The 12,290-nt window shown below is 73.5% G+C and carries 7 protein-coding genes; 1 reads left to right on the top strand and 6 read right to left on the bottom strand.

Translation table 11 applies throughout. From position 1 onward, the window contains the following. Positions 1–717 (top strand): helix-turn-helix transcriptional regulator (locus MJ797_RS23410; RefSeq protein WP_239341278.1); only part of this gene is annotated, 717 nt, incomplete at its 5' end. A 28-nt stretch (positions 718–745) separates the two neighbouring features. On the opposite strand, the gene MJ797_RS23405 is transcribed toward MJ797_RS23410, so the two are convergent. The 6 genes from MJ797_RS23405 to MJ797_RS23380 form a co-directional block, all read right to left on the bottom strand. Beyond that, positions 746–1,519, bottom strand: a complete 774-nt coding sequence (locus MJ797_RS23405) for an SDR family oxidoreductase (RefSeq protein WP_239341276.1) — start codon at positions 1,517–1,519, stop codon at positions 746–748. Between the two features lie 243 nt (positions 1,520–1,762). After that, positions 1,763–2,845, bottom strand: a complete 1,083-nt coding sequence (locus tag MJ797_RS23400) for an AfsA-related hotdog domain-containing protein (protein ID WP_239341274.1) — start codon at positions 2,843–2,845, stop codon at positions 1,763–1,765. 62 nt (positions 2,846–2,907) lie between these two features. Next, entirely contained in the window at positions 2,908–4,311 is a 1,404-nt protein-coding gene (locus tag MJ797_RS23395; protein WP_239341272.1) for an NAD(P)/FAD-dependent oxidoreductase, read from the bottom strand. Further along, the gene (locus tag MJ797_RS23390) at positions 4,295–5,101 is read right to left on the bottom strand and encodes a thioesterase II family protein (protein ID WP_239341270.1); all 807 of its coding nucleotides are present in this window, start codon (positions 5,099–5,101) and stop codon (positions 4,295–4,297) included. The genes MJ797_RS23395 and MJ797_RS23390 overlap by 17 nt, the downstream gene beginning before the upstream one ends. Beyond that, the gene (locus tag MJ797_RS23385; RefSeq protein WP_239341268.1) at positions 5,098–8,217 is read right to left on the bottom strand and encodes a type I polyketide synthase; all 3,120 of its coding nucleotides are present in this window, start codon (positions 8,215–8,217) and stop codon (positions 5,098–5,100) included. Before MJ797_RS23385 ends, MJ797_RS23390 begins: the two co-directional genes overlap by 4 nt. Beyond that, the gene (locus MJ797_RS23380) at positions 8,214–12,182 is read right to left on the bottom strand and encodes an SDR family NAD(P)-dependent oxidoreductase (protein WP_239341264.1); all 3,969 of its coding nucleotides are present in this window, start codon (positions 12,180–12,182) and stop codon (positions 8,214–8,216) included. The genes MJ797_RS23385 and MJ797_RS23380 overlap by 4 nt, the downstream gene beginning before the upstream one ends. Positions 12,183–12,290: the final 108 nt, after the last annotated feature.

The following is a 12,290-nucleotide window of genomic DNA, read 5'->3' as shown; positions in this document are numbered from 1 at the left end:
GAGGAGGTGGCGGAGCGTGCTGGCGTGAGCACAACATGGTACACCTGGTTGGAGCAGGGCCGTCCGGTGCGTGCGTCTCGACAAGTCCTTGATTCCATCGCACGGGCGCTCGACCTGTCCGCGGCCGAAACTATGCATCTGTTCAAGCTCGCCGGTGAGAAGCCGCTCTCCGGCTCGCCAGCCCCGTTGAAGATTTCCCCTGCCTACGACCGGCTGCTGCACCGACTCGAACCGAACCCGGCCTATATCATTAATCGGCGCCTCGATCTGCTCTCCTGGAATAAGGGGGTGGTCGCGCTGCTGCCGCACCTTGACATGTTGCCGCCGGAGGACCGCAACATTATGTGGCTGATGTGCACCGACCCATGGATGCACGAACTGATTCCCGACTGGCCGGGACAGGTCGGCCGGCTGACCGCGATGCTGCGGTCGGAGAGCGCCGATGCCATCGATGACCCGGAATTTCAGCACCTCATCCGGCGGATCGAAGCGGCCAGCCCGGAGTTTCGCCAGGCCTGGGCCACCCGGCGGCTGGAAACGTTCCGCTCCGGGGCGTTGAACTGGCACCACCCGTCAGCCGGGAGGTTCACCGCCGACTATGTCCGACTACATATCGCTGATGATCCACGACTCAGTGTCGTTATCCAGATCCTTCGCAGTCCTGAGACGCTCAACAAACTGGCCGACATCGTCGCCTCGATGTCGAACGTGGCCTGACCAGGCGGTGACCGATTGGCCTGCTCGTTCACCCCCGGGCGCACAAGCCCCCGTCCACGGTGAGGACGGTCCCACTGGTGTACCCGGAGCGCTCCGAGGCCAGGAAGGCAATCGCATCGGCGATCTCCCGGGTGGTCGCGCAGCGCCCGAGCGGGAAGTCGGCCATGATTTCGGTGATCCGGGACTCGTCACCGAACCGGCTGCGCGCCACCGCTTTCATCAGCGTCATGATCCGTTCGGTGTCCACTGGACCCGGGTTCACCGCGACGACCCGGATGTTGTCCCGGGGCCCGCGACCGCCCAGCGCCCGGGTGAAGGCCATCAGCGCGGCGTTCGCGGTGCTGCCGGCGATGTAATCGGGGTCGTGCCGCTCCCCCGACGCTCCGATGGCGTTCACGATCACCCCACCGCCGCGCGCCTTCATCCGTGCGTAGACCAGGCGGGTCAGGTTGATGTACCCGAACACCTTCAGTTCCCAGCCGTATCGCCAGGCCCTTTCGTCGAGGTCCTCCAGTGAACCACCGGGGATGTCACCAGCATTGTTGACCAGGATGTCGATATCGGCCGACGCCTCGGCGAGCCGGGCGATGTCCTCGGCCGCACGCAGGTCGGCGGGGTGGATGGCCACGTCGACGCCGTAGTTGGCCCGGATCTTCGCCGCCACCTCCCCCAGGCCATCCTCGCTGCGTGCCGCCAAGCGCAGGTCGCAGCCCTCCTGGGCCAGCACATCGGCCGTGGTCGCGCCAATGCCTTTGGACGCGCCGGTCACCAGTGCGCGTTTCCCTCGCAGGCCGAGATCCATACCGCCCCCTTCACTGCTGCTCTGTTACCACTGCTCTGTTACCGCAGGCCCGTCCAGATGTCTTTTCCCACATGTCTGTGCCGACATAATAGAGCATGACGGGCGCCGCGTGCCGCAGGCGGCTCGGCCGCCATTTTCGGCCACGTTGCCTGATCGTTGAGTGATCATTTTTTGAGCATTGCCCGGCTCCCGATGACAGCGGCATGCCGCGCTGGCCGCCCACCATGCGGCTGCCGGCCGTGGTCACGGCGCCCCCGTCACGGGGCCCGGGAAGGGGCCCGGGAACGGGCGCAGGTCCACCCGCCCGTGCGCGATCCGCTCGTCGAACTGCTCCAGCGTCACCTCGACCGGCACGCAGCCGCCAGCCGACACCGGTCCGGCCACCGCCGACAGCGCCAGCGGCGCCTCGAACTCACCGAAGCCGGCGAAGTCGACCAGCAGCCCGGCCATCGCCACCGACGGGGAAGCGACCAGGCCCGCGCGCAGGGCGGCCACGATCGCGGCCTGCCGGAAACCCTCGACCAGGAAGGGGCCGGGCACGTGGTCGTAGTCGTGGTCGAAAAACGCCGGGTGGCTCCGGTCGATCACTACCGGGTGGCGGATGACGCCCGAGTCCCCAGCCCCCTCCAGCGGTGCCCCGATCACCACGTTGCGCACATCGCGGCGGCCGACCCCGGCCGGGTCGATCGGCGCTGCCGGCGGCGGGATCCGCCCCGGTTCGATCGGCTTGCGGGCCCGCTGGAAGGCCCGCAGCGCCTCGTAGTCGTCGCGGGACATGAACACGGCATCCCCGCTGACGGTCATCGCCGGGGCCCCGTCGACCGCCAGCTCGGCGGTCAGGGTGAGGCTGCCCAGCTCACCGCCGCGCAGCTGGAGGTTTGTGATCCGGTAGCGCAGCACCGCCGCCAGCGGCCACCGCTCGTCGTCCCGGAAAGCGGCCAGGTCGAGCACCTCGAAGGCAAAGCGTTGCATGCTGAACGGCAGCCCGACCGGGACGCCGAGGTAGCGGTGTAACACGACGAAGGCGCTCTGGCGGGCGCCCTCGGCTGCCGCGAACGGGTCATGGAAACCACGGGCGCGGTCCGCCCACAGGCTGTGGCCGCGTGGGAGCTGGATGGCGCAGAGAAAGTCGTCGGCGGCGAGCTGACGGGAGTCGGTGACGAACACCTCGCCCACCGCCCGCCGGTGAGCGATCGCCCGGGGCACGGTCTGTTCGAAACTGAGCGGCTCCGGTAACAGGGCTGTCCGGCCCGCGGCGTCCGGGCGGCGCCTGGCGTCGTTGTCCTCGGCCGATGCCCAGCCCAGGGCGCCTCCATCCGCGGCCATGCTGCCGGAGCCCCTTGGTCCCGTCCTGGCAGAGCCGCGGTCAGCGTCGAAATCATGGGTGGTCATGGTGTCAGCTCCCACTCGAGACGGGCATCGGGATCAGGCTGTCCTGACCGGAGGCCGCGGCCGGCCCGGTTCGCGGCCGTAACGGCGAACACGGGCCGCTTGTTGAGCCGGCGGCGCCGGGCCTCGGTAGCCAGCAGGCTGGCGATCTCGCGGACGGCCGGGCCACGGCGGCCGGACGCGCCGGCCAGCACGGCGGCGACCCCGCCCACCAGCCGGCCGGGGGTGAGCAGCTCCGCCGGTGATACGCGATGCGCGAACATCTCCAACAGACGGTTGATCTGCCCGCTGTCGTGGAGCCGGCGGGTGACCGCCGGCAACACCGCCGGCACCGCTCCGAGCCGGCCGAAGTCGGCCGCCATCCAGTAGTAGGAGCTGTACTGCTTGTCCCGCCAGCGCACGAAGTCACCCATCGCCGAGTCGAGCGCGGCCCGTGAGGTGGCCAGCCCGGACTCGATCATCGGCGCCAGCGTCTCCACCTGGTGGAATGCGTCACCGATACCACGCCCGGCGGCCGGGTCCTTGAAGTGCCCGGCGTCGCCGGCCAGGACCCAGCCAGGCCCGGACGCCTCCCGGAAGTAGCCCTCGAAGCGCAGGATCCCATAGATCTTGGTGGCCCGTTTGGCGTCGCGCAGCGTGTCCGCGATCGGCGCGCAGCTGTTGACATGGGCCATCAGCGACCCTGCCAGATCCCGGCGGAACATCTCGACCTCGTGTTCCCGCGGAGAGACACCGACCAGGTAGAGCCCGCTGTCGGCCGGCCCGGAGAAGATGTGCCGGTCACCCCACCGGTGGAAGACGAACGTCGGTGCGGCGCCGAGGTTCGCACCCTCGAAATAGGTCCAGTAGTAGACTCGTTCGCTCTCGGTAACGTTGTAGCGGCGGGCGCCGGTCATCCGGGCCACGGTCGAGTCCCGCCCGTCGGCACCGACGACCAGCCCGGCCCGGATCTCGCTCTCGCTGCCGTCACGCAGCGCCCGCACGCCGACCACCCGCCCGCCTTCGGTTACCAGCGCGGTCACCCGGGTTCCCAGCCGTACATCCGCCCCGGCGTCGGCCGCCGCGTCGGCCAGGATCGGATCGAGCAGGTGGCGCCGGACCGCGGCCGCCCCGCCCACGTCGCCCAGGTGGAGCGGAAAGCCGGCCGTGAAGCGGAAGTCGTCGAGCCGGACATCACACCGGGACATGAAGGGCGCCCCGGTCGCCCGCACCTGGTCGATCACGCCCAGCCGGTTCAGGAACGCCAGCGAGTCGGCTTGCATGACGTGCGACGACAGGGTTGGGCGGGGGAATGTCACCTGCTCCAGGACGGCCACCTTCAGGCCACGGCGGGCAAGCAGCGCGCCCAGCGGCGAACCGGCGCACCTCGCTCCCACGACAACCACATCAAACCGCTCGGTCATCTTGGTGCCTCTCTCGCTGCGTTGCGGTCAACCGGCGCCGCACCAGCCGCAGCACCGCCTGTTGCTGGTCATGGAGAAAGAAGTGGCCGCCCGGGAACACATGGGCCTCGAACCCGGCCCCGGCCTGGCCGGCCCAGGCGGAGACGCCGGCGGCCGGGGCCGCCGGGTCACGATCGCCGGCCAGCGCCGTCACCGTGACCGGCAGCGATGGCCCCGGCTGGAACCGGTAGCCGGCGGCGAGTTCGAGGTCGGCCCGCAGCAGCGGCACGAAGTGTTCCATCAGCTCTGGTACCGCCCGCACGGCGGCTGGGATCCCGCCGTAGCACCGGTCGACATAACTGACCAGCTCGTCGTCGGTGGGCGGGACGGCGGACGGCTCCCGCCAGCCGGGCGCGGCCCGTCCCGAGACGAACAGGTGGGTGGGCGGGACGCCGGCCACGGTCAGGCAACGCGCCACCTCGAACGCGACCAGCGCGCCGAGGCTGTGCCCGAACAGCGCGTACGGCGGTGGTGTCTCGGCCGCGATCGCCGCCGCGAAGTTGGCCACCAGCCGGTCCCAGCCGCGGGCCGGTGGTTCGTCGCGGCGCCGGCCCCGGCCCGGCATGGTCGCGTTCCACAGCTCGATGCGGGGGGCCAGCCCGGCGGGCCAGCCACGGTAGGCGGCCGGCCCGCCGCCGGCATGGGGGAAGCACACCAGCCGCACCGCCTCCGGGTGCGGCATCGCCTCCGGAGGCGGCACCGCGCGGGCCACGATCCGCGACGCGGCGGCGCGGGGGACGCTGACGTTCATGCCCCGCGCCCGAGCGGTGCCCGGCCGCTGCCGGCTGCGGGCCGGCTCCCACCGGCCGCAAAGCCGCCGGCCAGCCGCTGGGCGACGGCTTCGACGGTGCCCCCCGCCAACAGCGCCTGCAGCGGCACTGTCACCAGGAAGTCGCGCTCGATCTGGTTCTTCAGCTCAACGATCATCAGGGAGCTCAGGGCCAGCTCCTCGAGCTGGGCATCGCGGCCAATCCTGGCGGGGTCGCCCAGGTCGAGCGCGTCGGCGACGCGTCGCTGGAGGTAGGCGATCGTCGCCTCGACCTCGACCTCGACCTCGACCTCGACCGGGGCCGCATCCTGGCCGGCGACGGCGGCCGATGCCGATGCGGCGCGCCGCGCGGCCACGGCCGGCGGGGTGCCACCGTGGACGTCGAGCCAGTGCCGCCTGCGCTGCCAGGGATACAGGGGCAGGTTCACCCGGCGGGCCGGTCGCCCCAGCACAGCGTCCCAGCGCACATCGAGCCCAGCCTGGTAGAGGTCGGCCACCGAGCGGTGCAGGGATTCGCGGGCCGGCCGGTCGCGGCGCAGACTGCCCACGGCGACATGGGGGGCATCGATGGCCTCCAGCGTGGTGCCAATATCGCGCAGCAGCACCGGATGGGGACCGAGCTCGACGAACACGGTCACGCCGTCGCGGGCAAGGGCTTCCAGCGCCGGCTGGAAACGGACCGCGTCGCCCAGGTTGCGGGCCCAGTGTTCACCGTCGAGGTCACCGCCCCGCATCCGCCTCCCGGTGACGGTCGAGTACAGCGCCGGGCCATCAGCGTCATGCCCGGCCGGTGCCGCGGTGGCGAGGGCGCCCGCGGCCGCGGCCAGCAACGGGCTGTGGAAACCGTAATCCACCCGCAGCGGCCGGGTCGCGGCACCGAGGGCCCGCGCGCGGTCGGTGACCCGCTCGACCGCCGCCCGCTCGCCGGACACAACGGTCGAACGGGGCGCGTTGACCGCGGCTACGCAGACCGGCCCGCCGTCGGTCGCGACGATCCGCCGCACCTCGTCCGCGGGCAGCGCGATGCTGGCCATCCGGCCCCCGCGGGCCGCTTGCTCGGTCAGCTGGGCTCGGCGCACCAGCAGGCCCAACGCCTCGTCGAGCTCGAGCGCGCCGGCCAGCCGGGCTGCGATGATCTCACCCATGCTGTGCCCGGCCACGGCGTGCGGTTCGACGCCCCACGCCCGCCACTGGGCGGCCAGCCCGAGCGCGAGCACTCCGATCGCGACCTGGGCGACCTCGGTCCGGTGCAAGCGGGCCTGCTCCTCGGGCGCGGTCAGCTCGGCCAGCGCCGACCACCCGGTCAGGTCGCGGATCAGCGGCTCGCAGGCCTCGACCTCGGCCCGCACCACCGGGTAGGCGGCCAGCACGCCGCGCCCCATGCCCGGCCACTGCGAGCCCTGGCCCGAGACGATGAACGCGAGCCGGCGCTCGCCCAGGTCACGGGGCCGGACCCGGTCCACCGGCACGTCGCGCAGCCGGGCGGCCAGCCCGGCCCCACCGGTGGCCTCGACGGCCAGCCGATGGCTGTGGTGGGTGCGGCCGACGGCGGCGGAGGCACAGATCGCGGCGGCCTCGCCGTCCCCGGCCACCGCCAGCCGCTCGGCGAACCGGCTGGCGAGCGTGGCCAGCGCCCCGGGGGTGCGGGCGGACAGCGGCAACAGCAGCCGGTCCGCCGGCTCCAGCGGCTGGCCCGGCCCGGGGGCCGCAACCGGCGGCGCCTCAAGCACCACATGGGCGTTGGCCCCACCGAAGCCGAAGGAGCTGACCGCGGCCAACGGCCGTGGCCCGTCCGGCTCCGCCGGCAACGGGCAAGACACGGTCGGCACGGTCAGCCGGGTGCCGTCCAGGTCGATCTCGGGGTTGATGCGGGTGAGGTGCAGGTGAGGCGGCACCTGCCCGCGCTCCAGTACCAACATCGCCTTCAGGAGCCCCATCACTCCGGCCGCCGCCTCCTGGTGGCCGAAGTTGGTCTTCACCGAGCCGACGGCGCACGGCCGCTGTCCCGGGCCGTAGACCTCCCGCAGGGCCTCGGCCTCAATCGGGTCACCAAGCCGGGTACCGGTGCCGTGGGCCTCCACGTACACCACGTCGGACGGGTCCGCGTCACCGTCGGCCAGCGCCCGGCGCATCAGCTCGACCTGCGCGCGCGGGCTGGGCGCTGTCAGCCCGTTCGCGTGGCCGTTGTGGTTGGCGGCCGTGCCTCGGATCAACGCCCGCACCGCGCGCCCGTCGGACTGGGCGTCGCTGGCCCGCTGCAACAGCAGGATCCCGCAGCCCTCGGCCCGCACGATCCCCTCGGCGCCGGCGTCGAACGTCCGGCACCGCCCGCCCGGAGCCAGCGGCAGCACCTTCTCGGTCATCCTGGTCGCGGCCTCGGACAGGATCACGTTGACCCCGCCGACCAGCGCGTAGTCGCAGTCGTGCGCCCGCAACGCCCGGCAGGCCAGGTGGACCGCGATCAGCGACGACGAGCACGCCGTGTCGACCGCGAGGCTCGGTCCCCGCAGATCGAGCAGGTAGGACAGTCGGTTCGCGGCGACGCTGTGCGCACCGCCCGGAGCCGTGTACGCGGTGACCTCGGCCTGCCCGGACAGCTGCAGGTTCAGGTAGTCGGCGCCGTAAAGGCCCAGGAAGACGCCGGTCGGACGCTCGCGCAGCCGCTCGGCGGGCAGCCCGGCGTCCTCGACGGACTCCCATGCCGCCTCCAGTACCAGCCGTTGCTGGGGGTCCAGGTGGGCGGCTTCGGTCGCGGTCATGCCAAAGAACTCGGCGTCGAACCCGTCGACCGCCGGCAGCATCCCGCCCCACCAGCCGCCCCGGGCCCCGGGCTGCGGCCCGGCGCCGGCATCCGCCGGCGCACGATGCCCGTGGACGTCGTGGACCAGCGGCGATACCGCGTCCTCGCCCGCCGTCAGCAGGCGCCACAGGCTGTCGAGGTCACTGGCCCCACCCGGGGCGCGCACACCGGCGCCAATCACCGCGATCGGCTCATGCCGGGCGTGCTGAGCCTCCCGCAGCCGCTGCCGGACGTCGCGGAGCTGCCGCAGCGCCCGGACGAGCAGCGCGGACTGGTCGCTGTGCTCCTCCGTCGTCATCTCTCCCCATCCAGATCGAATGCTTCGAGTTCCCGCTCGAGCAGGTGAGCGACCTCGTCATCGCTCAGCCGGGACAGGTCCAGGTCCGCCGGTTCGGCCGGTTCGGCCGGCTCGGGGGCAGGGGCCGCTGGTGCCGCTGGTACGACCTTCGCCAGCAGGGCGTCGGCCATGTCGCTGATGGTGGGATGGGCGTAGACCAAGGTCGCGGACAGCCGGATGCGCAGCCCCGCTTCCAGCCGGTTCCTCAGCTCGATGGCCATCAGTGAGTCGAAGCCCAGCTCCTGCAGCGGCACGTCCGGATGGACGGCGGCCCGCTCGGCGCCGAGCACCCGCGCGACCTCGCCGGTGAGCAGCCGGCGCAGCACCTGCCGGCGCTCGGCCGGGGCCGCAGCCAGTACCAGGTCGCGCGCGGACGGCTCACCGGGCCGGCCGGCTGGCAGCAATCTCGCGAACAGCTGCCGGGCGGCCGGGCCTGCGCCGGCCTGATGCAGCAGCTCGAGGTTGAAACCGGCCGCGGCCAGCCACGCCGCCCCGTTGCTGACCGCCTCGCCCAGCAGCTCGATGCCGGTGTCGGGGTCCAGTGGGAGCACGCCCCGAGCGGCCAGCCGCTCGACCCCGCCGGCCGCGAGCCCGTCACCGGACCAGGTGCCCCAGTCGACGCTGAGAGCTGGCAGCCCGGCCGCGGCTCTGTGCCGAGCCAGCGCGTCCAGGAAGGCGCTGGCCGCCGCGTACGCGCCCTGCCCGGGCGAGCCGATCAGACCGGCCAGTGACGAGAACAGCACGAAGAATTCGACCGGCTGGTCGAGGGTCAGCATGTGCAGGTTCCAGGCACCGATCCCCTTCCCGGCGAACGCCCGCATGACGGCGGCTTCGGTCAGGTCCGCGACCAGGGCATCTTCGAGAACACCGGCCAGGTGGAAGACACCGCCGACAGGCGGGGCCGCGCCCCCGGGCCGCAGCGCCCCGGCCAGCTGCTGAGCGTCGGCCACGTCGACGGCCGCGGTCTGGACCGTCACGCCGGCCGCTCGGAGCCCGGCCAGATCCTCGTCGGCGTCGCGGGACGGCGCGCCCCGGCCGAGCAGCAACAGGTGCCGTGCGCCCATGCTGGCAAGCCAGCGCGCCACCCGCCGGCCCAACGCGCCCAGGCCGCCGCTGACGACGTAGGTCCGGTCGGGGCGCACCTGGGGGACCGCCGGTGCGGTGTCCGCTGCGGTGTCCGGTCCAGCCAGGGCGCCAACGGATGCGGTGAGCACCGGGGTGAGCACCGTGCCGCCGCGGATCATGGCCTGGCCCGGTGGTCCCCCGGACCGCAGCAGCGCGCAGAGCGCATCCAGGCCGGAGCCCACGGTGCCGGCGTCGACCTCGATCTCGACCGCGGTGCACCCGGGCTCGAGGTGCTCGTTGGCCAGTACCCGGGCCAGCCCGGTCCGGGCCGCGTCGAGCAGCCCGTCCGTCCCGCCGCCGGCCGCGGCCACCCACAGCCGGGGAGCGCCGGCCGGCCATTCCCGCCTGATGACCGCGTGGGCCAGCCGCAGCGCGTCGACACCCCGGGCTGCGACGGCGGACGGGTCGAACTCGTCCTCAGCCGCGTCGGAGCTGTCACCGGCGGTTCGAGCGTCCACCACACCGTGTAACGTCCCGAACCGGGACTCGGCCTCGGCGAGTACCTCGGTATAAGCGCTGGGGCCGGGCGGGAGCTGATACTCGTCCGGCCCCAGCGCCAGGCCGTTGACCGCGGTCAGGCACCGGTCACCGGCCGCGATCAGCCGGCCGGTGACCGCCCGCCCGAAGGCGCCGTCTGCGACGACCAGCCAGCCGCCCGCGCTCCGGCCGCCGGCCCTGGGCGCGGGCACGAGCGGCTCCCAGCGCACCTGGTAGAGCCGGCCATCCTCGACCGGCCGGGCCGGACCGGCCAGCCGCAGGGTGAAGCCAGCCGCGGCCCACAGCACCTGGCTGTCCGGACCGGTGACGGTGATATCGCACGTCAGCTCACGGGCCGAGGCCGCGGTCAGCTGGGTATGGCACCAGACCTCGGCCGGCGCCGGGACGTCCGGCTGGCTCCACACCCGCCTTATCCGGGCCGGCACCGGCACCGAGCCCGCCCGCATCACCGTTGTGTCCGCGGCCGCGACCACCTGCAGGCAGGCATCGAGCAGGGCCGGGTGCAGGGCGGCTCTGGTGCCTGGCAAGGCCAGGCCGGACGGTGGCTGGGCGAGGCCGACAGCCCGCCCGCCGCCCGCCCACAACTGGGTCAGGCCCTGGAAACGCGGGCCGTACCGAAGGCCGGCGGCGGCCAGGCGGGCGTAGTGCTCGTCGATCGGGACCGGTGCCAGGTCACGGGCTGCCGCGGCCGGCGGCGGCGGCGGTTGCGGCGGCGCGTCGCCAGCCGCGGCTGGCACCCACCCCTCGGCGTGGGTCACCGGGCTCGCGCCGGCCGGTCCGGATGTGACGGTAAACCGCGTAGTCCCCCCGGCCCCGGCTGTGGCCTCGGCACTGTCCTCGGGCCGGATGGCCAGTTGGGGCTCAGCGGCCGCGTCCGGGCCGGCCGGGCACAGCTGGGCGAAAGCGACGTCGGCCAGTACCACCGGCTCGCCGGGACGCTCGGCGGCGACAGCACGCGCCACGGCGGTCAGCCAGTAAGCCCCCGGCACCACCGCCATCCCGTCGACCTGGTGGTCGGCGATCTCCGGGGCGGCGGCCAGGTCGACGTCGAGCGACCACAGGCGCAGGGACGGCTCAACCCCCACCGGGATGCGCCGGCCCAGCGGACCCGGCCCAGCCGCCGCGGTGGGCGGCGCGGCCGGCCGCGGACCGCCGGCCGCCACCCGGGCGATCGGGAACGGCCGGTGCTCCCAGCCGTGGTGGGGGATGTCCGCGTGCGGCACCGCACCCGGGTACAGCGCATCCCAGGCCACCGGCGCGCCCGCCGTGTACAGCGTGCCCAGGGCCGACAGCATCCCAGCCAGCTCAGGCTCGGTGCGCCGCATCGACGAGATCACGGTGACGGGGTAACCGGTCTCACCGGCCAGTTCCTCGATCGGCCGGGCCAGCACCGGGTGCGGCGCGACCTCGACGAACGTGTCGTAGCCTTCGGCGAGCAGGCGTTGCAGGGCCGGGGCGAACAGCACCGGGGCGCGCACGTTGCGCTCCCAGTAGCGCGCGTCCAGCTCGCTGCCAGGCAACGGGCCGCCGGTGACCGTCGAGTACAGCGGGACGGTGGCGGTGCCGGGCCGCAGGGCCTCCAGCGCCGCGCGCAGCCGAGGCTGCAACGGCTCGACCTGCGGCCCGTGGGCGGCGAACTCGACCGCGATCCGGCGGGCGAACACGCCCCGTTCGGTGAGGCCAGTGATCACATCCTCCAGCACCGCCGCCGGCCCTGACAACACCGTCGCCCGGGGCCCGTTGACCGCGGCGACGGACAGCTCGTGCTCTCGGCCCCGCACCAGCTCGGCCGCGTCGTCGGCGGCCAGCTCGACCAGTGCCAGACCGCCGGCGCCGGAGATTTCGTCGAGCAGACGGCTGCGTTCACAGGCGACCCGGGCCGCGTCGTCAAGGCTGAGAGCGCCCGAGGCGTAGGCGGCCGCGATCTCGCCCATACTGTGCCCGATGACAGCGTCCGGTTCGATTCCCCACGCCCGCCATGTCTCGAACAGCGCCACCTGGGTCGCGAACAGCGCCGGCTGCACAGTGGCGGTGCCTTCGATGGCCAGGCCAGTGTGGTCGTCCCACAGCGACCGGCCGGTCCAGCGGGCGATGGCCGCGTCACAGCGGTGGATCGCGTCGCGGAACACCGGCACGGCGCCGGCCAGACGCCGGCCCATCCCGTCCCACTGCGGGCCCTGGCCCGGGAACACCAGCACGACCCGGGGCCGGCCGCGGCCGGCCGCCCGGGGCTCCACGGCCCCTGGCCGTCCCTCAGCCAGCGCCGTCATGCCAGCGGCCAGCCCCGCTGGGTCAGTGGCCACGACCGCCGCTCGGTGCCGGTCATGGTCGGCCCGGCGGGCGGCAGCGGCAGCGGCCCGCCGCGCACTGCCCGGCTCGCCGTCCGCCGCGGCCAGGCGGGTGGCCCAGGC

This window comes from Protofrankia sp. CiP3, assembly GCF_917627345.1.
Lineage (GTDB): Bacteria > Actinomycetota > Actinomycetes > Frankiales > Frankiaceae > Protofrankia.
The sequence above is the reverse complement of the archived record's forward strand: the minus strand, read 5'-3'. Positions and strand labels throughout refer to the sequence as shown.